The 23853-nt window shown below is 42.2% G+C and carries 20 protein-coding genes; 5 read left to right on the top strand and 15 right to left on the bottom strand.

All coding sequences use genetic code 11. The features are described from left to right. Positions 1 to 291: 291 nt before the first annotated feature. The gene (locus A8F95_RS09925) at positions 292 to 1170 is read right to left on the bottom strand and encodes an HNH endonuclease (protein WP_065410356.1); all 879 of its coding nucleotides are present in this window, start codon (positions 1168 to 1170) and stop codon (positions 292 to 294) included. Positions 1171 to 1466: 296 nt separating this feature from the next. On the opposite strand from A8F95_RS09925, the gene A8F95_RS09920 reads away from it, so the two are divergent. Continuing rightward, positions 1467 to 2858, top strand: a complete 1392-nt coding sequence (locus A8F95_RS09920; protein WP_077247302.1) for a vWA domain-containing protein — start codon at positions 1467 to 1469, stop codon at positions 2856 to 2858. 80 nt (positions 2859 to 2938) lie between these two features. Here A8F95_RS09920 and A8F95_RS09915 read toward each other — a convergent pair whose 3' ends face one another. Beyond that, the gene (locus A8F95_RS09915; protein WP_065410355.1) at positions 2939 to 3622 is read right to left on the bottom strand and encodes an SH3 domain-containing protein; all 684 of its coding nucleotides are present in this window, start codon (positions 3620 to 3622) and stop codon (positions 2939 to 2941) included. 304 nt (positions 3623 to 3926) lie between these two features. Between A8F95_RS09915 and A8F95_RS09910 the strand changes: the two genes are divergently transcribed. Then, entirely contained in the window at positions 3927 to 5903 is a 1977-nt protein-coding gene (locus tag A8F95_RS09910) for a methyl-accepting chemotaxis protein (protein WP_065410354.1), read from the top strand. 261 nt (positions 5904 to 6164) lie between these two features. Here the strand turns inward: A8F95_RS09910 and A8F95_RS09905 are convergent, their stop codons facing one another. The 9 genes from A8F95_RS09905 to fliD form a co-directional block, all read right to left on the bottom strand. After that, positions 6165 to 6590, bottom strand: coding sequence for an Hsp20/alpha crystallin family protein (locus A8F95_RS09905; protein ID WP_065410353.1), 426 nt, complete (start codon positions 6588 to 6590; stop codon positions 6165 to 6167). Positions 6591 to 6629: 39 nt separating this feature from the next. Further along, complete coding sequence (locus A8F95_RS09900; protein ID WP_065410352.1) at positions 6630 to 6848, bottom strand: spore germination protein; 219 nt, start codon at positions 6846 to 6848, stop codon at positions 6630 to 6632. Positions 6849 to 6902: 54 nt separating this feature from the next. Further along, positions 6903 to 7271 carry a spore germination protein GerPE gene (locus tag A8F95_RS09895; RefSeq protein WP_065410351.1) on the bottom strand — a complete coding sequence of 123 codons (369 nt, stop codon included), beginning with the start codon at positions 7269 to 7271 and terminating at the stop codon, positions 6903 to 6905. An 11-nt stretch (positions 7272 to 7282) separates the two neighbouring features. Continuing rightward, positions 7283 to 7459, bottom strand: coding sequence for a spore gernimation protein GerPD (locus tag A8F95_RS09890; RefSeq protein WP_065410350.1), 177 nt, complete (start codon positions 7457 to 7459; stop codon positions 7283 to 7285). After that, positions 7456 to 8082, bottom strand: coding sequence for a spore germination protein GerPC (gene gerPC / locus A8F95_RS09885; RefSeq protein ID WP_065410349.1), 627 nt, complete (start codon positions 8080 to 8082; stop codon positions 7456 to 7458). Before gerPC ends, A8F95_RS09890 begins: the two co-directional genes overlap by 4 nt. Before the next feature lie 37 nt (positions 8083 to 8119). Further along, positions 8120 to 8344, bottom strand: coding sequence for a spore germination protein GerPB (locus tag A8F95_RS09880; protein WP_065410348.1), 225 nt, complete (start codon positions 8342 to 8344; stop codon positions 8120 to 8122). 26 nt (positions 8345 to 8370) lie between these two features. Next, positions 8371 to 8592 carry a spore germination protein gene (locus A8F95_RS09875; RefSeq protein WP_049664875.1) on the bottom strand — a complete coding sequence of 74 codons (222 nt, stop codon included), beginning with the start codon at positions 8590 to 8592 and terminating at the stop codon, positions 8371 to 8373. Positions 8593 to 9109: 517 nt separating this feature from the next. Then, complete coding sequence (locus tag A8F95_RS09870) at positions 9110 to 9496, bottom strand: DUF8042 domain-containing protein (protein ID WP_077247301.1); 387 nt, start codon at positions 9494 to 9496, stop codon at positions 9110 to 9112. Between the two features lie 29 nt (positions 9497 to 9525). Then, on the bottom strand, positions 9526 to 11610 hold the full coding sequence (fliD, locus tag A8F95_RS09865; protein WP_065410347.1) for a flagellar filament capping protein FliD: 2085 nt from the start codon (positions 11608 to 11610) through the stop codon (positions 9526 to 9528). A 279-nt stretch (positions 11611 to 11889) separates the two neighbouring features. On the opposite strand from fliD, the gene A8F95_RS09860 reads away from it, so the two are divergent. Continuing rightward, entirely contained in the window at positions 11890 to 12996 is a 1107-nt protein-coding gene (locus tag A8F95_RS09860; protein WP_065410346.1) for a CAP domain-containing protein, read from the top strand. Positions 12997 to 13031: 35 nt separating this feature from the next. On the opposite strand, the gene A8F95_RS23325 is transcribed toward A8F95_RS09860, so the two are convergent. Then, the gene (locus A8F95_RS23325; RefSeq protein ID WP_342669952.1) at positions 13032 to 13160 is read right to left on the bottom strand and encodes a hypothetical protein; all 129 of its coding nucleotides are present in this window, start codon (positions 13158 to 13160) and stop codon (positions 13032 to 13034) included. Continuing rightward, positions 13103 to 13468 (bottom strand): polysaccharide deacetylase family protein, encoded by a 366-nt coding sequence (locus tag A8F95_RS23320; protein WP_342669951.1) that lies wholly within the window; start codon positions 13466 to 13468, stop codon positions 13103 to 13105. The genes A8F95_RS23325 and A8F95_RS23320 overlap by 58 nt, the downstream gene beginning before the upstream one ends. A gap of 717 nt (positions 13469 to 14185) precedes the next feature. On the opposite strand from A8F95_RS23320, the gene A8F95_RS09850 reads away from it, so the two are divergent. Beyond that, positions 14186 to 15625 (top strand): amino acid permease, encoded by a 1440-nt coding sequence (locus tag A8F95_RS09850; protein ID WP_065410345.1) that lies wholly within the window; start codon positions 14186 to 14188, stop codon positions 15623 to 15625. A gap of 258 nt (positions 15626 to 15883) precedes the next feature. Here A8F95_RS09850 and A8F95_RS09845 read toward each other — a convergent pair whose 3' ends face one another. Continuing rightward, a complete protein-coding gene (locus A8F95_RS09845; protein WP_065410344.1) occupies positions 15884 to 16972 on the bottom strand; it encodes an OmpL47-type beta-barrel domain-containing protein in 1089 nt (362 codons plus the stop codon). A 40-nt stretch (positions 16973 to 17012) separates the two neighbouring features. On the opposite strand from A8F95_RS09845, the gene A8F95_RS09840 reads away from it, so the two are divergent. Beyond that, positions 17013 to 17927, top strand: coding sequence for an amino acid permease (locus A8F95_RS09840; protein WP_245671226.1), 915 nt, complete (start codon positions 17013 to 17015; stop codon positions 17925 to 17927). A 258-nt stretch (positions 17928 to 18185) separates the two neighbouring features. Here A8F95_RS09840 and A8F95_RS09835 read toward each other — a convergent pair whose 3' ends face one another. Next, positions 18186 to 23813 (bottom strand): OmpL47-type beta-barrel domain-containing protein, encoded by a 5628-nt coding sequence (locus A8F95_RS09835; protein WP_065410342.1) that lies wholly within the window; start codon positions 23811 to 23813, stop codon positions 18186 to 18188. Positions 23814 to 23853 lie beyond the last annotated feature (40 nt).

Genomic DNA, 23853 nt, shown 5'->3' with positions numbered 1-23853 from the left:
CTAAGATCGACAGGCCGACTAAAATATGTTTAGATAAGAAACCAGAAAAACAAACTTTTGTCCGCAGCCTGCACTTTATTCCATTTTAAGACAGATCCCTATCATAGAATCAATGCCGGATTTTTGTCATTCAGGTGCCTAATTTTCGGCACTTCTTTGAATCAATCCTTGCGACAGCTTATATTTTTTACCATTTATTCCTATTCCATTATAATCACTGTACTTTTTTAAGTACAGATTAATTTCGCGGCTATCTGCCTCAAAAAGCCGCGACAGCTATCCACTCTCCCGTTAGCGATACTCCGCTCCGCCTCCCCAAAGCTCGCGGCCGCCGGTATGTCCCGTTTGGTGATGTACTTCCTTGTCTACAAGCTCAAGCGTCCCTGGTTCTTCACTATGATGCCAGACGCAGCCAGGCGGCGTATCTCCTGCAGCGAGCGCCTGCTTGTCCGCTTCGCTTAACCCAAGCTCATCTGCTAATCCTGGATTTTTTTCAATCGCCTCGTATAACGTTTCATTGGCGACTTCAAAATGGATATCATCACTTTGCAAATACAACTCTTCAGCTATTACTACGCGAAACTCAGAGTCGAACATAGGAAATGTTCCTTCTACTTTATCGCCATCAGGCAATTCTACTGTCTTTTCAACAAACGGCACACCGGTTTCCGGATGTTCGTAACCGCTCAAATGATCATTGCGCGTATCGACCTCCTCGGCCTCCGCGATATCGGCTCCGTCAACCAAGTCAATCACACCAATAGCAAATGTCGTCACTACCGCCACTTTCCCGATATTTTTCAGTCCATTTAGCGCTTGGTCCTTGTCACCTGCTGCTGCCCCTTTGACCACTTCTGCTGCATTGCCCGCTGTGTACTTAATCGTGCCGCCGATGCCTTTTATCGTTTTGCCAGCTGAATCCTTTAAGTCAGCGAGACCTTGCTGTTGATAATACTCATCTTTCTTCACGAGCCCATATGTACCTTGTACAGCTCCGTCCACAAACTGACCGGCATTTTCCAAAGCAGCCGTAGAAGCCGTCTTTACACTATCTCCTGCTTCTTCGATCCACTTCTGCTTTAGTGCTTTTCCCCCAAGTTTTACAGCGCCTCCAATTACCGTTCCTCCTGCTTTTCCAACTGTCTTCCCAATCCAGCGTCCTGCTCCCATTCCTCATTCTCCTTCTCTCGTTCAATTATTCTTGCTTTATCTATTTGTTAGTAAGTAGTTCTATCTTACCACAACAAAAGAGAGGAACAGTTTTTTACTATTGATTGTAGGGGAAGGAATCCAAGTATAATAGCATCTATTTTGTAAGAAAAACACCAACCTACACGGTCCTTTCACTAGACTAAAGACGCATATAAAAGATACTCATCCACCTCCTAATAGTTTCCTTTTTCATCTAGTTTCCCTCACCTCCATTTGTCATAATAGAAACTATAAACATTTCTAGGAGGAAAAAGATGAGGAAATCGATATCGAGACAAAGCTGTCTGCTTATCTGGGTGGTTTGCTTGCTGCTCCTTGCGGCTTGTTCTGATAATTCGAAGACTGTCGAGGCTGATGAGCCGAAAACGACAGCAAAGGCTGAACCGGTTAAAAAAATTCCTAAAGCTGCTAGAACAGTTGAGGGCATGATTACCCAAAAAGCTGGATGGTTAATGGAGAAGCATTTTGATAAAAAGATCGAAGCGGTCAAAACGATCGACTGGTTTAAATATCGCAATTTTTACAACGAGACGTTCGAGCCTATTATGGAGAAAGAAGTTAGCAGCTACTTTGAAAAGCACAAGCAGCCAACCGCTAATGAAGTATATGACTATCTCGTCTACACATTAGGATCAGGACAATATGAACGATTTTACCAGCCCCTTTCCACCTTTAGCCATGGCTTTCAAGCACCTGACTTGCCTACCGGAGAAGATCAAGCCGAGAAGAAGCCAAAGCAGGCAAATGTCATCGCCTTAGTAGATGCGAGCGGCAGCATGAAAGCCGCAGTGCCGGGCGGAGTAAAAATGGATTTAGCGAAAGAAGCGATTCAACAATTCGTTTCTGAACTGCCAGAAGGAACAAACGTGTCCCTGCTCGTCTATGGACATGTCGGAACTGGAAGTGATGCTGATAAAGCGAAGTCATGCCAAGCCATTGAATCTGTATTTCCGCTGGCAGCATATGAAAAAGGGGCCTTTCAAAAAGCGACGGACTCCTTTCAAGCAAGCGGATGGACCCCACTTGCTGGAGCCATCAATAAAGCCGCAGAGATTCTTTCCGCCTACTCTGCTGATGAATATGTCAACAGCGTGTATGTCGTTAGTGACGGCATAGAAACCTGTGACGGTGATCCTGTGGCGGCCGCCAAGAAACTACAGGATCAAGCTATTCAAGCAAAGGTACATATTATTGGATTTGATGTTGATGATCTCGGCCAAAAACAGTTGAAAGCCGTAGCCGAAGCAGGCGGCGGTGCATATGCCACCGTTAAAACGAAAGACGAACTCGAAAAACAAATGATCAAAAAATGGCGCCCTTCTATTTTTGAAATCGTCGGGAAGCAAGGCGTGCCACTCAATGAATATGTCGATAAAACGGGCGAGCTAACCGGTTACAAGATGCACTTAATCGATTTAAGCAACTACGAAAAAAATCGGATTGCGAATGCTGTTTACTTTTTATCCAACCATCAACTGATCAACGACAAAACCAAAGAAGAGACCCTTGCTCTTGCTGAAGACATGAACGAGCTGCGCAACGATCACTTTACGAAAGTATATGAAACGAAAAAGCAGGAATTGGAGGAAGCCAAAAACAACATCGACAAGGAAGTGTCGAATTGGAAGGAACAATGGAAGGAATAAGCTTGAGTGTATTCTCTGTTCATGACAGAACGAAAAGAGAAGTGCCTAAAGGCACTTCTCTTTTTTACTCCAAGATTCTCTTAATCCGTCTTCATTGCTCCGTTATCTGGATCAACGATTAAAAAGTAATAGCCATACGGCGTCCCTTTAAATCCTACCTTTGCCCGGTAAACGTCGCGCTCCCCTTCATAATAGCTCATTTTAATTTCTTTGTCCGGAGATGGTTCACTACTCAAAATCAATTGTTCCGCTTCCTTCAATGTTAATCGGCTTTTAAATTTCAGATGAGCAGTTGTTACGTAAGCTTTCTTGCCATTATATCTAATTTCTGACCAGCCTTCCGTATCAGTTGCATAGACAGAAGCAATTGTTCCTTTTTTGAGTTTCCCCATCACTTTTGCCTGCTGGCTTGGGGTTGCCCGAACGCTGAGAGTGGGAGAGGCCATTACAATAGCTTCTTTTTTGAATGTACCTGTTGCATTCGCTATAGGCACTAGGTAAGTAGAAGCTACATAGCCTGCTCTATTGTTGTATTTAAGCTTGGCCCATCCTCCAGGCTCTGTACTATATACATACACCCTCGTCCCTTTTTTCAATATGCCTATTACTTTTGCCTTTTGGTTTGGCTTTTCCCGCACATTAAGCTGTGTATCCACCTTTACTGTATAAGATCCCGGACCACTCACTGCTGCCTGTGGCGAATAAACTGGCAAGCAAGCTAGACTCAGGAGAAAAGTTAACAGGACGGCTAATCGTTTTTTCATCGTGCTCCCCCTCAAGATGTTTTTTCAATTCAAAAGACCTATTAAAATAATACCATAATAAAAGATATAATTTTACTTAAAATTAATTTAATTCCATATTCTTCACTGCCTCTTAGAATAAAAACTTTAAAGCTTATGAGCAAGAAATATCTAATTTATTTGACTATTTACATACAAATTTTTTTAGCAGGTTCATATTAAAATTTTGCATTGTTTACCGATACATACAATTGTCTCTATATGGTTGAAACCTTTTCATTCCAAACAGCCAAAGAAGAACGATTACAGAAAAGAGGTTTTTTTGATGGGAAGCAGCTTTACATATTTCAAAAATATAAGGCCAAAATTAATTTTATCTTTTTCCTTTATCTTGATTATTCCCGCACTTATAATCGGAGCTCTTTCCTATGGGACAGCCAAAAAGGCAGTAGAGCATGAGATGATGGCCGGCTTCTCCGATAGCATCAACTTGCTGAACACGTCCATTGATAACACGATCCAAGCGAAAATCCATGACATTGAGACTTTTTCTAAAAGTGTCGCACTCTCCTCTTATAAAGGCGAGAAGAGCCCAGAGCTGCGTCAAAAGCTAGCGCAGTATTCCAAGCTGCACCCGGAGGTTTATAGCATCTATGTCGGCACCAATACGGGACTATTCATCGAGGAACCGGTAATTACCGATACGTCCACTTATGATCCGCGGACAAGAGATTGGTACAAAGAATCGATGAATAAAAAAGGTGAAACGGTTGTCTCCAAGCCTTATCCTGATGTCACAACAGGCGACATGGTCGTCACAGTTTCCAAAGCGACAGAAGATGGATCAGGCGTTGTTGGCGTCGATATTAGCTTAAATTATATCCAGGGACTTATTAAGCAGGTGAAAATCGGCGAAGAAGGCTATGCCTTTCTTTTAGATAAAGACCAGACCGCCATTGTTCATCCTTCTGTTAAAGCGGGAGAACAGGTCAAGGGCGCATTCTACCAAAAGATGTACGACAAGAATAAGGGGCAGCTCGAATACGAGGACAAAGGCAATAAAAAAATCATGAGCTTTGCGACGAATGAATTGACTGGCTGGAAAATAGGTGGAACGGTGAAATATTCAGAGGTCACCGCAGTGGCTTCTCCTATTTTCAAAAAGACCTTATTTGTCATTTTGCTCTCCATACTAGCAGGTGCTGCCATTGTTTTCTTCATTATTAAATCGATTATCAAACCGCTTAGAGAACTAAAAGAGCAAGCGATCACCGTAAGCAAAGGCAACTTAACAGAACAGGTTAACATCGAGACAAACGATGAAATTGGACAATTGGCACAGGCCTTTAACGATATGCAGGAGAACATCAAACGGCTCGTTCAAAAAATTGAATATAACGCAGAACAAGTCGCAGCGGCTTCACAAGAATTAACAGCAAGTGCCGAACAAACGAGTGCCGCGACAGAACAAGTCGCCGTGTCGGTCCAGGAAGTCGCCGGCGGAGCAGAAAAGCAAACAGCCGGCATTGACCAGACCGCCCGCTCCTTAAATGAAGTAGCACAAGGAACGACTCAAATTGCCGACCGTTCTGTCAAAGTGTCTGATCTCGCCCAGCATACAACGACTCAAGCAGAAGAAGGCGGCGAGGCTCTTGGCAATACTGTCAAACAAATGCATTCTATTCATCAGTCGGTTGCGGAATCCAATACGATGATTCAATCTTTATATGAACGTTCCAAAGAAGTCAGCTCTATTTTAGATGCGATCACCGGAATTGCCGAGCAAACTAACTTGCTCGCTCTCAACGCAGCCATTGAAGCAGCAAGAGCTGGCGAACATGGCAAAGGGTTCGCGGTTGTAGCGGATGAAGTCCGCAAGCTAGCCGAACAATCCCAACAGTCAGTAAAAGAAATTTTCGATATCGTTCAAGGCATTCAAAAGGATACAGAAAACTCCGTACAAGTCATGTCCCGTGTAACAAACGACGTGCAAACCGGTGTAGATATTTCAAATGAAGCGATCAAAAAGTTTAAACGGATCCTTCAAAGCACGAGAGAGATCACTCCGCAAATGGAGGAGGTATCGGCTACAGCCCAACAAATGGCCGCAGCTGTTCAAGAGGTCACTGAGGTTACGACTGAATTAGCCATCATTGCAAAGGGCAATGCAGCGACGTCAGAGGAAGTCGCCGCATCGACCGAGGAACAATTAGCTTCTATGGAAGAAATCTCGGCCTCCGCACAAGCCTTATCCTCCATGGCGGAAGAATTAAAAGAGCTTATTTCTGTCTTTAAATATTAAAAACTAATAAAGCGTGCTGTCTTGATACCCGTTCAAAGCAGCACGCTTTTTTCTTGTATGATGGATTTGTGAGCGCTCTTTTGTCGTTTATGAGCGTAACGCATGATTTGTGAGCGAGTTCTTGTCGAATGTGAGCGAACCTTTGTTGAATACGAGCGGAGTCATAGAGTTTATGAGCGAAACCCATGTTATTTATTTCAATTGTAGCAAACAAAAAAGCACTGCTTTAAAAGCAGCACTTTAAGACCCGTTTATACAACTTCATTCCTCTTCTTTAATTAAAATACTTTGGCTGCTGCCAATCGGCATAAGTCTAACTAACCGGACAGCGAGCAGGCCTTTTTTATAGGAAGCGTTAATCTGGTCAGTTTTCACAGAAAAAGGCAGGTTCACTACACGTGTAAAGCTTCCTTCTTTAAACTCCTCTTGAATAACGCGAAACTCACCTTCTTTAAAGCGAATATCACAGCTGACCTCCAGCATCTTCTCGTTTACAATCAAACGGATATCTTCTACTTTTTTGACGCCCGGCAGCAGAAACAAACACATTAGCTCATCTTTCGATTCATATAAGTTCATGCGCAGCTGGTTTTCCGTTCCTTTAAAATACTGACTAAACTTTTCTTCCACTTCCCCGTCAAAGAACTTTTTAAATAAAGAATCCCATCCATCAAAGTAGTTATCCATCCATATTCACCACTTTTTATGAGTTAATGAGAGCGATATTTATAAATTACCAGCTTGTGTTTGATCCGCTACATCGGGATCTATCGCACTACTTATGCTGATCCCGTTATTCGTCGTAACAAAGTCCCCGGTATTGGTTCCTCCTGCTCCGTTCACCTGTTTGAATATGCTTTTCGGGGCAATGTTTAATGTATCGCCAAAATTCATTATTCCGCTATTCGTATTGACTTTAAATGGTCCCGTCACTATGGAAGGCATATGAACACCCTTTTCAATCTGGATTCTTTTGCTTCACACTAACCATTGCCGGCTTTATGTGTGTAGCAACTGTCTAATATGCTTAATTCTCGATTCCGCATCTATGATGCCTGTTGATCCGATGTGCAGCACACTCGATGAAGCGACCCCCACTATACTAATATGATTCACCCGGATGAAAGGAGAGAGATTGTACCTCGTCACCGTCAGATTCTCATCTATTAGCGGTATCAATCTTGGTCTTGAAAAAATCGGATAATCGTTGAGATTGCCTTCATTCCCGAAAAAGATCTCTGCCTGGCGCTGAACAGCTAATACGTTATTCCGTAACGTCATAGTAGCTGAATCGCCAATTTCAAAGACCGAACTGTCGGCTACCGTAACGACGCGGGTATCTTGAACAATGGATGTTCTTTTAAACAATGGAACACCTCCTACTCAGGGGAAAGAGGAACCAAAGGCCCGACAATAAAAGATTCAGGCGGTGTATCAAACATCGACGACAGCGTAATCGCATCCGTGTCCCCCACTAAAACAATAGAAGAGCTCGCCACGGCTTCGATGGCTAAGTTATCTACACAAATATTTTTGTTAACAACCGTAAAATTCATGTCAAAAAGCCCCCTTCCTTAGGCAATTTTGTAATAAATTCATCGTATGTTTTATGAATGTCTTCCTTTACTTTATTAACTGTCCTGCCCTCAATCTCTGCGAACTGCTCTTCCCCTATAGGGCTCATATTAATTTGATTCAAATAATAATGAATGCGCGAATCAATTTGTCTTTTAATATCATCAATGATGTATTGCCGGTAATCTGGATTTATCGGCTGATTTTTTTGCTGCTCGATCGCCTGTAGAGCAGGGTAGCACTCCCCATTTAAATAATCCTGAACCTGCCGCTGAACATTTCCGAACAACAACAGTCGCTGCTGCGGATCCATAGGCGGCACCGATAGGTCATTTTGCTCAACGGAAAAGTCCTCGATTGATCCGCCTCCATTGTGCGGGGTAATGCCGATATTTAATGTTCCCTCCAGCCTTTCCACTTTTAATTGATCGAATTTATATTCAACCCTTTCAATGTTGGAGGACTGATTTTTTTTTAATGATTGAATCTCTTGCTGGAGCTTTTGAACATTCGCTTCCAGCTGAGCAATTCTTTGCTGCTGGGAGTTTATCTGTTCGTGCATTTGTTGGAGATTATGTATCATATGAGAATAATTAAAATACATATTATCTCCTCCTTACAGCCAAAGTTGGTGGATCGTTTTAGGAACGAGTCGGGGGAGTAAGCGGAACAAAGAAAGGCCGCCGCCCCGGTGTGCCTGCCTGTGGACCGATTTGTGGAGCCGGTTCAGTAAATCCCCCTGTGTTGTAGAGATTGGACAACGCCTTAATAATCCCAGCACTCCCAATTTGCAAAAAAGAAGAGTTGGAAATCGCATCAATTTTTAAGTTGTGGATGACAATGTTTTGATTGATGTGAAAGTTCACGCCCTCTCCCCCTTATAAGAGCACTCTTACATAACGGACTGAATATTGGAATCGGCCGCATCGGCATCATACGTATTCGTTGAGCTGTACTCATTTCTTACCCTCATGCCATCACCTGTATTGAAGGAACCCGCCCCGGCAAAGGTCTTGGCTGTGCTGGACGGAGAAATCGCATACACATCACCAATATTAAAAACACTGCTGCTTCCGATACTAATTACCTTTACCGCCCCTACGATCGCTGGCATTGATCCCATCCCTTTTGAAATCTATTCTACTAGTACAGTATGAAGCAACCGCATAAATGTGATAAACGTCTAGAGGCGCCAGGCCGTTTTCGGCGCTTATCACTAATATATTAACGATAGAAAAAAAAATGAAGGAATCCATTGTTTTTTCGGATTCCTTCTTACTAAAAAGGCTCTGTGATAATTGGTTGTCGATTTTCACTGCAGGCGGACGCTTTCCGCGGGCGGTCCGTGAGCCTCCTCGTCGCGTGCGCTCCTACGGGGTCTCACCCAGGACACGCTTTTCCCGATGGACATTTAATCACATCCTTGAATTCTCACCGCACGACATCATGCGCATGCATGATGGAGGAGTCGCCGCCTTCCACTACAATCGACTATTGAAAAAATAACATTCCCTTTTAACGGAGCCAATAGAAATACAAGCTTCCATCGTTTGGTGTACACAGATTATAATTCAAAAAAGTGCTGCTCCAAAAGCCTGTCATCCACCACCTTTTAAAGCAGCACAGCTATGTTATATTCTCACATAAGGGGCTAATACTCTTTCCATTTCCTGCGCCCATGCATGAAACGCCGGGTATAACGACTCCTTTATGACTTTCTCTTTCATCTGCTGATCATTGAAATACCCCTCGAGCTTGGAAGCCTGCTCAGCGACTGTTTCGAATCTACCAATAACCTCTTGAATGTCGTCTGCAAAAATGCTTTGCAGCGTCTCATTCACATTCGCCACCTGATAAAGAGCCGCGAAGATATCAGATAACATTTGATCGCTTTCTGTTTTACTATAATCTTTGAAGCTGTTGATAACATACACAAAGCCTTCTTCAATCGTCATCAGCAGATCTACATACTGTTGCACGAAGCTAAACTGCTCTTCTGTTAACTGTTGCTTTCCCAATAGGTTCACCTAATTCCCGTCTCAAAATCTTACTGGCCGCTGCTGAACTGGTTCATTAAATACATCGATTGTTGGTTAGAGCGCTGAATCGCCTTCTCCATGGCAGTAAACTGGCGCCAGTAACGATCTTCCACTTGAACAAGCCGCTTTTCAAAGCTATCAATACTAGTATCCAGTCCTTTAAGCGTCCGGCCGATGGCGAACTGCTGCGGTGTTGAGAGAGGCCCCCCCGCTTTTTCTTTCAGCTGATCCATCGTTCCTTTCACCGTATCATACAAGCGCTGCATAATTCCTCTTTGCCCATCTGTCGTACCGTCACCACGGAAAAAGTTTTCAATAGATTCTGGATCTTCTTCAATGGCCTTGCGGAGTTTCGTTTCACTGATTTCCAGCTTCCCGCCTTCTAAATAGTTCGCGGATGTCGTAATGCCGAGCTTCGTCATCTGATTAAATAATCCAGACACTTTGTCATTCGTAACCGGCTGGGAAAAGTTCATTCGCATGTTGTTCAAGACACTTCCAAGCAACGGATCACGGCGCAAGAGACCGCTTTTGGCTTTTTCTTCCCATAGCTCCTGCTGCTTATCGGACAGCTGCTCTCGTTGCTCATCGCTCAGCGGCGTGTAGCTGCGGTATCTCTCTTCACCCGTTTTCTTCTGGATTTTATCGATGAGTTCGTTGTATTTGTTGACGAATTCTTTGATGTTGTCGAAGACTTTGCTGCTGTCATTGTTAATGGAGACGCTGACAGTTGGGCCAGTCTTAAATTCTTGTTTTAGCGTAAATGTGACCCCATTCATTTGGAAAGTATTGGAATTCCTTTCGGTTGATAAGCCATTTATAGTAAACACGGCGTTTTGTCCGCCTTTTTCTAATGATGGATCATCGGAAAATTTCAATATTTTGGACATAAAATCCCCATCCGTTTGAATTTCCATTCCTGTCGTGTTTCCAAACTTACCCGTTTCTGTTCGGGTTAATGAAACGTTTCCAGTGAACGTATCGAAGAACATAGAAACTCCGGCGTTTGAGCTGTTTACCTTATTGACGATTTGATTCATTGATTCAGCAGAGTTAATTAAAAAATTTTCTTTTACCTCTCCCTTGGACGTTTGGGAAGTAATACTAAAAGCAGAGTACTCCTGTGTATACGTTACCTCTGCGATCGTGTCCTTCGCCTGCTCATCTATAAAACTTATTTTGCCTGTATTAAGGTTTATTTCACCCTTAACATCATTGGTATCCTTATCAACTAACTTTACAGTTCCTTTGTCAACATCTAGGGAAGCGGGGTCAAGCTTATAAAAGTTTATATCTGTCCCTGATGTTACCTTTAAAGAGAATGTTTGATCGACGGTAATTCCCGCTTTAGAAAGCTGCATCTCCTTGCCCGCCTCGGTAAAGGTTTTAGTATCTACCTTTTGTTTAATAACATAGTCTACTTTAATGCTTGCATCTTTTGGAGGAACTGTCTTAAATGTCAACTTCCCATCTTTACTCAGACTTACATCATTGTCACCAAGTGTTGCGCCCTCTCCTACAACATTGAAAACTTTCCCATCCACCTTTACAGTCATCTCACTTAGAGCAGTGGTGGAAATCTCTTCTCCTGTTTTAAGTCCAATCGCAATTGGGTTGCTTGTACCGTCGGCTACTAAGACAGCTCGATCAACAACTCCTTGTGACCAACCAAAACTGCCCCCATCCTTAATTTTGGATTGTTGGCTGCGCAGGCTTTGAGAAGGATCAATCTTATCAGTGGAGTTTGCTAAAACGGACTCTTTACTCGTTCTCGTAGCAGCACTCGCCAGCTGTTCTACCTTCTCAATAGAATATGAAGATTGACTCGCCGCACTGCTCGCAGTCGCCGTAACTCTCGCCTCATCAGTCGATGCTGTTGTTCTCGCCCGATATTTGGTCGTTAGCTTCATTTGTGTCAGCTCTGATCGAAAGTCCTGAAGCAATAGATTCATTGCCCGGTAGTCATCACGCTGCCATTCCAATACTTGCTTTTTTTGCTTTATTTTATTAAGCGGCATTCGTTCTGCTTTCATGAGGTCTTTTACCATTTGGTCGATATCCATTCCACTTGCCAATCCGCCGATTCGAACCATTTGTCTCCACTCCTTATATGTTTAATCTGCTAATTTGAATAATTAGTATGTAACGATCATTATATTATCTTCTCCAGTATTTATATCGGTTGATTGGGAGGGAGTTTAACAGTGGAAGAGAAACAATCCGATATAATGCTCACATCCTTACATCCGATATCTTTTCCTGTTTTCTCTTAGTGGAAAGAGAGCTTAAAATTGGAAGGTGTATTTTATTGTAAAAATCAGCACTAGAATCCTATAATTAAATCAGCCTATGTTAGAAAGGAAGCTATCTGCTTGAAGAGCTTTTTTTATACAATCATCGTTTTATTTATTTTATTTGTCTCTTGGCCTTCTATTGAAAAACAAATTGGTGAACCTGATGCTTCTCCGTTTATGGAGAAAATGCTCTCTTTTACAGAAAACCCTTATGTGTCTGAAGCGATTACCAGTCTTTCTGCCACCCTGCAGCAGTTCATTCACTCAAGTGATACAGCCACCGAACAAGAAGCAGCAAAAGTAGAAAAGCCAGATTTAATAAAACCTGAAGCTCAGGCGTTTTCCATTCACAATATCGAACTTTCAGATAGCAAAGAAAAGGTTGAGAACATGCTCGGTGCTCCTAAACGCTCTTCCTATAACGAGTATGGAGTGCGGTGGCACACGTATCATCAGGACTATCAAAATTTTCTGATGGTGGCTTATGATGAGCACAACAAGGTAGCCGGTCTTTATACAAACCAGGATCTCATCGCTTCCGCAAGCGGCATTAAACTCGGCAGCCCGAAAGAAACCGTTCTTCAGAAACTTGGAGAGCCCCTGAGTCAAATGCGCAAAGGCTTGGTCTATATGAAATTTCAAGAAAAAGAAGATTACGATGTATTTATGATGGATAACAGCTACGTCACCATTTTTTATGATAAGCATGAACAGAACACTGTGACAGCTATTCAAATCATCAGCAAAGAGTTAGAACAAGAAAAATCTTCCTTTTACGCACAAGGGAGTGCGCCGTTAAAAGAAGGGTTTGAATATCAGTTATTTGATTTAACGAACGCTGCCCGGGTAAATCATCACCTGCCAGTATTGAAATGGGATGATCAAGTAAAAGGAACGGCAAGAAAGCATAGCGCAGATATGGCGAAGCAACATTATTTTTCCCATACGAATCTTCGAGGCCAGTCCCCCTTTGACCGGATGAAGGCTGATCACGTCTTCTTCACATCAGCTGGAGAAAATTTAGCCTACGGGCAGTTCAGCAGCATTTTTGCCCATGAAGGCTTGATGAATTCTCTCGGCCATCGGGAAAACATCCTGCGGCCTGAATACCGCTTTTTAGGTGTCGGAGTCGCGTTTAACGAGGAAGCACAGCCTTACTTTACGGAAAATTTCTTTGCTAAATAGTTGAAAGGGCCGAAAAAATCCGGCCCTTTTTTGCGTCAATTATTCGCCGCCATTCGTCCCAGCAGGCCATTTTCATCAATGATATCCTGCAAATTATAAACGGAAATCAGAAACATCGGAAAACCAAAAACATATGGAGTAATCTCATAAAGCTGAAAGTAGATGACAAGCGCTTTGTCGGCAATATAGGCTGAATAGCTGTAAAACCGTTTAGAAACGGGGTATCACGCTGATGAATTTGTACACGGACTAAATCCGACAGTCTTTTCACGTAATCACTTCCAGCCTCAAATAAGTCTTTAAGCTGATAAAGCTTTCCGTTTTGCCAATTAAACGTAGAAGACTTGATATAGGTCATTCCATGAGTCGCATGAGCGTGATACGTATAATTGGAGAGCGCTAAGCTTAAAACTTCACGCTGATTATTCTTAATCTCATAGGAACCTTTCATTTCTTCAACGATTGTCGACATATTTCCAACTTGCAGGTTGATTAGCTGCTGAGTTTAATAAACAATAGTGCGATTTATTGCTTTTTCAACCCCTTTATTTTTCATACCGGTAACTTTGGGGGTAGAAAACTGTTTTATTTGGTCCGATATTTAAACCAATTGTTTGAATTGTAACTGGTCATGCATTAGGCACCTTTTCTCATCCTTCTCTCGTTTTACTGCATAGTATTCTTAACGATAAAGAGGGTGTGCGGAGGGTCATGAGATTAGATAATCTCCCCCTTAGTTCATTTTTTGTAGAAAATGTTAAACTTCTGGTCCATACGATATAATACAGATAGGTCTTTCTTGCTGAACATAGGGAATACCTCATATTTATCGAATAAACCATCTTTCTAGGCAGGTAAAATCTTTTATGATATTGTGTATATTTTTTACTTGTATCTCCAAAAATCAGCAAGTTTTTCAGAAAATCATGTATAACTAGAGAATGCAATACATTCCATAACCCCTCGGAGGTGATTCAGGGAAATACGGACTCTTTTTTCATTTATTAAAAAATATTCTATTAATTATTATTTAGTTTGTTAGGAAATTGGCCAAAGGAAAAAAGAAAGCCCTAGAAAAATGGAAGCGATTACACCAAGATGTGTTTCACTTATACTATTTCCCTTTTCTTAATGAAAGTTGGCATGTCCACCCTCTTAAAACTAAACTATATTAAAAGGAGAAATGTGTATGAAAGAGGATAATAATCATACCCCTGCCGGTCTGCAAAGAACAATGACAAGCAGACATTTATTCATGATCTCTTTGGGAGGAGTTATTGGCACAGGGCTTTTCTTAGGCTCTGGCTATACGATCAATCAAGCTGGACCGGGAGGCGCGGTTCTGGCTTACCTTGTAGGAGGATTTCTCGTATACCTCGTTATGCTGTGCTTAGGGGAGTTGGCTATCGCCATGCCCGTTGCCGGCTCTTTCCAAGTGTACGCAAGCAAATATATTGGGCCCGGCGCTGGCTTTGTTATTGGCTGGATGTATTGGTTAAACTGGTCGGTTACAGTCGGTGTGGAGTTTACAGCATCCGGTATGCTGATGAAGCGTTGGTTTCCAGACACGCCGATATGGATATGGTGTGTAGTATTTGCCGTTGTTCTCTTTCTCTTAAATGCCGTCTCTACCCGCAGTTTTGCAGAATCGGAGTTTCTGCTTTCAAGCATTAAAGTGGCGACCATTTTATTATTTATTATCGTAGGCGCGGCAGCCATGTTTGGACTTGTTCATATAAAGGGAACGGAACCCGCTCCTGGTCTTTCTCATTTTACAGATAACGGTGGACTCTTTCCGAATGGTTTTGCTGCTGTATTTCTTACCATGATTGCCGTTACTTTTTCATTTCAGGGAACAGAACTAATAGGAATTACTGCCGGAGAAACGAAGGAGCCTCATAAAGCGATTCCTAAAGCAATCAATAACACTGTATGGCGGACGATGTTTTTTTATGTGCTGTCGATGATTGTGCTCGTTAGTCTCATTCCATGGCAAAAAGCAGGTGTAATTGAAAGTCCTTTTGTGATGGTTTTTGATGGTGTTGGTATTCCATATGCAGCCGATATTATGAACTTCGTTATTCTTACGGCGGTGCTCTCCGTAGCCAACTCCGGGCTATATGCTTCAACGCGTATCCTATGGGCCATGTCTGGCGATGGGATGGCAAGTCCTTCTCTCCGCAAGCTAAGCAAACGCGGAGTGCCGTTAAATGCTTTATTCGTGACGCTCGCGATCTCTTGCCTGTGCCTGCTGTCAAGCTTTGTAGCAGAAGACACTGTGTACGTGTGGCTCTTATCCATTTCAGGAATGGCCGGTCTTGTGGTGTGGGCATCCATTCCTATTTGCCAATACCTTTTCCGCAGCCGTTTTCTTGCAGAAGGAAGACCACTCAAAGACTTACAATACCGCACGCCGTTTTACCCGGTTATACCTATTCTCTGCTTTCTCCTATGCGCAGCTGTCTTGGTGAGCATGGTATTCGTTGAAGATCAAAGAATGGCCATTTACTGCGGAGTGCCTTTCATGATTCTTTGTTATCTATATTACTATGTAAGAATACGTCCGAAGAAAGATTCTTTCTCTTCCGAGTTTACTCCCGAGAATAAAAAACTGAATATTCATAATTAATGTGTTTCTGTCTCTTTGGAATAGTAAAGGTAAGGCCGTTGAAATGACTGATTCAGCGGCCTTTTTGTGATTATATATCTTTCTAATCTATCATAATGCCGGGCCTATGTTCACAGAAAATAGTTTGAATCCCTTCTTTTTATCCTTTTTCACATTCACCTTTCTTCATTTCTTGATTAATGTAAGTGAAGCTATAAAAAAGCACCCTAATTGTTAGAAACGCTCTAACAATTAGGGTGCAGTTTAAAACTTTAAAGCTTATTTTGCCTCTACTGTCGTACTGCCAATTACAAGCTGTCCATCCAACAAGGCTCGGAACTCGACTTTTACTTTACCAGGACTCCAAGAAAAGTTTTCACGATCAAACTTAAATTGCCCTTTCTTTGCCTGCTGAACTAATCCATTTGTTCCTGTATTGGCGGAGACAGCATTCACTTTAGCGCTGCCAAGATCAAACTTCGCCGTATCAAAGCCTTTTGGTACTGTGACCTGAACAGTAAATACGCCACTGTTGCCTTTGATAATACCCGGATTTACATCAATAGTAGCCGGAATGTATACAGTAAATGTTTTTTCCAATGTTGTGATCCAGCCGGCTTTATCTGTTACCGTAACGACGGCTTTATAAGCACCCGGTTGATCAAGGATCACTTTTTCACCATTTGTTAACGTTTTACCATTTAAAGTCAGTGTTTCACTGGCAACACCAGACATTTTATCCTCGGCCGTGTAAGCTAAATTAAATGAAGCACCTAACGCATATTCACTAGAAAGATCCCAAGAAACAACTGGCTTAGTTTTATCAATTTTCACTTCCACGGACTGTATTTCTTCCTTATTACCTGCTTTATCCACAGAATAGAAGGAAACCTTATTGACTCCTTCTTTGTCTACAGTAAAAGATGCGCCTTCTTTGTATTCTGAGCCGTTAACAGAATAGAAAGTTTTATCTGCACCACTTAACTTATCAGTGGCTGTTAATTTCACAGGCACCTCTTCTTTACTCCATGTTTCAGGTACATCAGAAGCTGTTACTGGTGCTGTTTTATCAATTTTCACTTCTACCGTTTGTACTTCTTCCTTATTGCCTGCTTTGTCCACGGAATAGAAGGAAACTTCATTGACTCCTTCTCTATCTACAGTGAAAGATGTGCCTTCTTTGTATTCTGAACCGTTAATAGAATAGAAGGTCTTGGCTGTGCCGCTTAACTCATCTGTGGCTGTTAACTTCACAGGCACCTCTTCTTTGCTCCATCTTTCAGAAACGTTAGAGACTGTAATCGGTGCTGTTTTATCAATCTTCACTTCTACGGTTTGTACTTTTTCCTTGTTGCCTGCTTTGTCCACGGAATAGAAGGAAACTTCATTGACTCCTTCTCTATCTACAGTGAAAGATGTNCTTGTTCATATAAAGGGAACGGAACCCGCTCCTGGTCTTTCTCATTTTACAGATAACGGTGGACTCTTTCCGAATGGTTTTGCTGCTGTATTTCTTACCATGATTGCCGTTACTTTTTCATTTCAGGGAACAGAACTAATAGGAATTACTGCCGGAGAAACGAAGGAGCCTCATAAAGCGATTCCTAAAGCAATCAATAACACTGTATGGCGGACGATGTTTTTTTATGTGCTGTCGATGATTGTGCTCGTTAGTCTCATTCCATGGCAAAAAGCAGGTGTAATTGAAAGTCCTTTTGTGATGGTTTTTGATGGTGTTGGTATTCCATATGCAGCCGATATTATGAACTTCGTTATTCTTACGGCGGTGCTCTCCGTAGCCAACTCCGGGCTATATGCTTCAACGCGTATCCTATGGGCCATGTCTGGCGATGGGATGGCAAGTCCTTCTCTCCGCAAGCTAAGCAAACGCGGAGTGCCGTTAAATGCTTTATTCGTGACGCTCGCGATCTCTTGCCTGTGCCTGCTGTCAAGCTTTGTAGCAGAAGACACTGTGTACGTGTGGCTCTTATCCATTTCAGGAATGGCCGGTCTTGTGGTGTGGGCATCCATTCCTATTTGCCAATACCTTTTCCGCAGCCGTTTTCTTGCAGAAGGAAGACCACTCAAAGACTTACAATACCGCACGCCGTTTTACCCGGTTATACCTATTCTCTGCTTTCTCCTATGCGCAGCTGTCTTGGTGAGCATGGTATTCGTTGAAGATCAAAGAATGGCCATTTACTGCGGAGTGCCTTTCATGATTCTTTGTTATCTATATTACTATGTAAGAATACGTCCGAAGAAAGATTCTTTCTCTTCCGAGTTTACTCCCGAGAATAAAAAACTGAATATTCATAATTAATGTGTTTCTGTCTCTTTGGAATAGTAAAGGTAAGGCCGTTGAAATGACTGATTCAGCGGCCTTTTTGTGATTATATATCTTTCTAATCTATCATAATGCCGGGCCTATGTTCACAGAAAATAGTTTGAATCCCTTCTTTTTATCCTTTTTCACATTCACCTTTCTTCATTTCTTGATTAATGTAAGTGAAGCTATAAAAAAGCACCCTAATTGTTAGAAACGCTCTAACAATTAGGGTGCAGTTTAAAACTTTAAAGCTTATTTTGCCTCTACTGTCGTACTGCCAATTACAAGCTGTCCATCCAACAAGGCTCGGAACTCGACTTTTACTTTACCAGGACTCCAAGAAAAGTTTTCACGATCAAACTTAAATTGCCCTTTCTTTGCCTGCTGAACTAATCCATTTGTTCCTGTATTGGCGGAGACAGCATTCACTTTAGCGCTGCCAAGATCAAACTTCGCCGTATCAAAGCCTTTTGGTACTGTGACCTGAACAGTAAATACGCCACTGTTGCCTTTGATAATACCCGGATTTACATCAATAGTAGCCGGAATGTATACAGTAAATGTTTTTTCCAATGTTGTGATCCAGCCGGCTTTATCTGTTACCGTAACGACGGCTTTATAAGCACCCGGTTGATCAAGGATCACTTTTTCACCATTTGTTAACGTTTTACCATTTAAAGTCAGTGTTTCACTGGCAACACCAGACATTTTATCCTCGGCCGTGTAAGCTAAATTAAATGAAGCACCTAACGCATATTCACTAGAAAGATCCCAAGAAACAACTGGCTTAGTTTTATCAATTTTCACTTCCACGGACTGTATTTCTTCCTTATTACCTGCTTTATCCACAGAATAGAAGGAAACCTTATTGACTCCTTCTTTGTCTACAGTAAAAGATGCGCCTTCTTTGTATTCTGAGCCGTTAACAGAATAGAAAGTTTTATCTGCACCACTTAACTTATCAGTGGCTGTTAATTTCACAGGCACCTCTTCTTTACTCCATGTTTCAGGTACATCAGAAGCTGTTACTGGTGCTGTTTTATCAATTTTCACTTCTACCGTTTGTACTTCTTCCTTATTGCCTGCTTTGTCCACGGAATAGAAGGAAACTTCATTGACTCCTTCTCTATCTACAGTGAAAGATGTGCCTTCTTTGTATTCTGAACCGTTAATAGAATAGAAGGTCTTGGCTGTGCCGCTTAACTCATCTGTGGCTGTTAACTTCACAGGCACCTCTTCTTTGCTCCATCTTTCAGAAACGTTAGAGACTGTAATCGGTGCTGTTTTATCAATCTTCACTTCTACGGTTTGTACTTCTTCCTTATTGCCTGCTTTGTCCACGGAATAGAAGGAAACTTCATTGACTCCTTCTCTATCTACAGTGAAAGATGTACCTTCTTTGTATTCTGAACCGTTAATAGAATAGAAAGTTTTATCTACACCACTTAACTTATCCGTGGCTGTTAATTTCAAAGCAGCCTCTTGCGACCATGCAGGAGTTTCATTTATTTCTGTTACCGGAGCCGCCTTATCAATCTTGATAGATATAGTTTGAACGGACTCCTTGTTTCCTACCTTATCTACAGAGTAGAAGGAAACTTTATGGATACCTTCCTCTTTGATTTCAAAGGACGTTCCGGCAATGAAATCACCATCATTCAAAGCATAATATGTGTTAGCCACACCGGTTTCATTGTCGGCTGCCGTTAATGTGACAACAGGATTTTGGTTAGTCCAGTCTGTTGGTGCATTGGCGGTTGTTACCGGTGCCTCTGTGTCGACGATCAACTTTGCTAATACAGTGTTGGATGGTTTTGATTCGCCAAAAGAGTTACTATAAGAAGTTACATAGTATTCATGATTTGCATAGGACAAATTAGAAACCGTGTACGACAAGTTATTCACTTTTTCCGCCAGTAGCACAGGCTTTCCATCAATGATTTCATAGATGTTATAGCCATTCGCGTAAGTGACAAAGTCCCAGGTAATCAGGGCGTTTGTATTACTTAAAAGCTTTAAACCAGCAGTCGGAGGCTCCATAATTGGGTACACAATCTTTTCAGTAATCTGGTTAGATGGTTTCGATTCGCCGAAGCGCGTGCTATAAGCTGTTACTTCGAAGGAATGTATATCCTCAGTCAAATTGTAGCCTTTGTAGCTTAGTGCTGTTCCTTTATAAACAAGCTTTTTATTTTCTCCCGTAATTTGATATACACGGTATTCATTCGCCCAAGTAACAGCCTTCCATGAAAGCGTAATGTTATTAACAGTGGAAATAGTCCCTGTTAGCTGAGGCGATTGTACAACCGGCCAAGCCAGCTTGAAGTTCCACTCTGCTCCTTCCGTCGATTCACCGAAACGGGTGCTGACCGAGCGGATCACGTATTGGTAATCGTCCTCCGGCATATTAGTAAATGTTACGGACGTACCGGTTACTGTTTTTTTCAAGACCGGCTGACCATCAGTGATTTGATATACATTGTAGCTTGTTGCATATGTGGCCGGGTTCCACTTTAATGTAATATCATTTCCGTTCGTAATGGTATTTGTTGCATTGGCTGGTGCCTGCATTGTCGGGAATACAAGTTCAAAGGAAACTCGACTGCCCTCTGGTGATTCACCAAAGCGAGTGCTGACTGAGTGAATCTCGTACTTGTAATTTCCTTCCGGCAAATTGCTAAAAGTCAAGGCTGTTCCTGTTACCTTGTTTTTCAACACCCGTTCCCCATCAATAATCTGGTACACATTATAACTCGCTGCATACGTAACGGCGTTCCATTTCAATGTAATGTCATTTCCGTTTGCAACTGTATATGTCGGATTTCCTGGTGCTTCCATGGTTGGAAATACAAGATCGAAGTGAATCTTGCTGCCCTCCGGCGATTCACCAAAACGAGTGCTAAACGCATGCACTACGTATGTGTGCTCCCCAGCCGGTACATTGACTAACGTAGCTGTCAAAGTTGAGACGGTACTCTTTAGCACCTTTTGGTCATTAATAATCTCATATACTTTATAACTATTAGCATAATCTACTGCACTCCAGTTCAGCACGACATCATTGCCGTTTTGAATTTTGTATATAAAATTCTCTGGCGCTTGTAAATTGTATTCATTCATTGTGACAGAAAGTTTGCCGCCCTCCGGTGATTCACCAAAACGAGTGCTAAATGCATGCACCACGTATGTGTGTTCACCAGCCGGCACATTGACTAACGTAGCTGTCAAAGTTGAGACGGTGCTCTTCAGTACCCTTTGGTCATCCACAATTTCGTATACCTTATAGCTGTTAGCGTACTCTACTGCACTCCAGTTTAAGACGATGTCATTGCCATTCTGAATTTTGTAAGTTAAATCGCCTGGCGCTTTTACATCCGGGAAGGTGATTTTAAAGGAAGCTTTGCTGCTTTCCGGTGATTCACCATAACGGTCACTGAAAGCACGCACCTCATACTCGTAGTCACCTTCTGGAAGATTGGTAAACGAAACAGATGTGCCTGTTACTGTTTTCTTTAAAACCGGCTGTCCATCAACGATTTGATAGACTTTATAACCGGCTGCATTCGTCACTGTATTCCATTTCAGTGTAATGTCATTAGTATTTGCCGCACTGTACGTTAAATTCTCGGGTGCCGGTAAGTTGTATTCGTTCATCGTAAAAGATACTTTGCTTCCCTCGGCTGATTCACCAAAGCGGGTGCTGACGGCGTGAACTACATATGTATGTTCACCGGCTGGCACATTCGTAAACGTTGTTGATAGAGTTGAAACGGTAGCTTTTAACACTTTCTGGCCGTCAATGATTTCGTATACTTTGTAACTGTTAGCGTAATCTACCGCGTTCCAGTTTAACATGACATCATTGACATTCTGGATTTTATATGTGAAGTTTCCCGGTGCCTCTATCTTAGGATGCACCAAAGAAATAGCTGTTTCCGCTCCTTCCGATGATTCACCAAACAAAGAGGAGACAGAATGGATGACGTACGTATAATCTCCCTCTGCCAGATTCGAATAAGTGTAAGACGTGCTATTTACAGTGTTTTTCAGCACCTTTTTTCCATCAACCACTTGATAAATTTTATAGCTTGTTGCATATTCGGCAGCTGTCCAGCTTAGCTTTATGTCATTGCCATTTAAGATGGTATACTTCAAATCGGCGGGCGCCTTCATCGTTTGTCCTGCCAGCTTAAAGTCCACTTTCGTTCCTTCAGACGATTCACCGAACCGGGAAGAATATGAATAAACAGCGTACGTGTAATCACCAGACGGCATATTCGTATACGTTACACTTGTACTTGTTAAGGTACTCTTTAATATTTTTTGGCCATTGACAATCTGATAGACTCGGTAATTCGTTACATAGTCAGCCGCATCCCATGATAAGGTGAAAGATGTATCTGAGTTAATGGTTTCTTTTAAATTGGCAGGCGGCTTTATAGTTGGATGCACCAGTGAGAGGGAAAGGCTGCTTCCTTCCTTTGATTCACCAAAACGGTCACTATAAGAATAAACCTCATAGATGTAATCGCCAGCCGGCATGTTTGTATAAGCAACAGACGTGCTTGTGACAGTGCTTTTTAATACCTTTTTTCCATCAACAATTTGATAGACTTTATAATTAGTTGCGTTAGACACACTGCCCCAGCTTAAAGTAACGTCATTGCCATTTTGGATTTTATGAGTTACATTGCCCGGTGCCTCCATGGAAACACCTTCAACAGTTAAGGCTACACTGCTGCTCTCCGCAGATTCGCCAAAACGGTCACTGTAGGAATAAACTTCATATTGGTAATTGCCAGCAGGCATTTTCGTGTAGGTAACACTTGTGCTTGTCACCGTACTTTTCAATACTTTTTCTCCATCTGCGATCTGATAAACTTTATAGCTAGTCGCATACGGAACGCTTCCCCAGTTCAACACAATATCATTTGTGTTTTGGAGCTTGTAAGTAAGATTTCCTGGTGCTTCCATAGTTATCTTGCCAACCGTGACAGTAAGCTTGCTGCTTTCTTCCGACTCACCAAAACGGTCGCTGTTGGATCGAACTTCATATAGATAGTCACCCGCAGATACATTTGTAAGTTTGACAGTCGTTGTTGTCAGGGTGTCTTTTAATACAGGTTGTCCATCTATAATTTGATAAAGCTTATAATTCGTAGCGTAAGGAACAGCATCCCACTTTAAAGCAACATCATTGCCGTTCGCTACTGTATAAGTAAAATTAGCGGGCGCCTTCATCGTTGGATAGGCAATCTCAACTTCCAAAGATTTAGAAAGCGGAGATTCACCATACGTAGAGTTTACCGCTGAAACAGAGTACGTATGAGTTCCGGCAGGAACCTTGCTTAATGTGTACGTTCTGGACGTAGTCGAAGTGAGCAAAGTTTTTTCACCGTCTGATGACACTTCATAGAGTTTATAATTCTGCGCATACTGGGACGCTCCCCAGTTCAGCACAATGTCGTTGCCATTTTGAATAGTATGAGTTAAAGTAGCCGGTGCTTCCATCTTTGGATAAACAATATCGACTGAAACCGGTGCACAAGGACCCGACTCACCTTCCGCACTCAAGGTTGAAACAACATATCGGTAAGACCCTTCCGCCAGCTTGTTTAGGTTGTAGCTAGTCGTTGTCGTCTTTCCAAGAAGAACAAGCTGTCCCTCCTTAATCTCATAAACATTGTAGCCAGTCGCACTGTAGACCGCACTCCACGTTAGTTTTACGCTTTCCGGCGTCACCTGTTGGGCAGCCAAATTACTCGGCGGTAAAATATTGCTGTTAGTCGCTGCGAATGCGCTCGCAAAAGGATGCAGTATTTGCAGCACAAGAAGCAGTAACACTAGGCACGATACTTTGTTCATCATCCGTTTTCCCATACATAGATTCTCCTTTTAAAACCAAGCAAAAAAAGAACTT

This window comes from Pseudobacillus wudalianchiensis (assembly GCF_001685015.1).
Classification (GTDB): Bacteria; Bacillota; Bacilli; order Bacillales; family Domibacillaceae; genus Pseudobacillus; species Pseudobacillus wudalianchiensis.
This window is presented reverse-complemented; position numbering and strand designations above follow the sequence as displayed.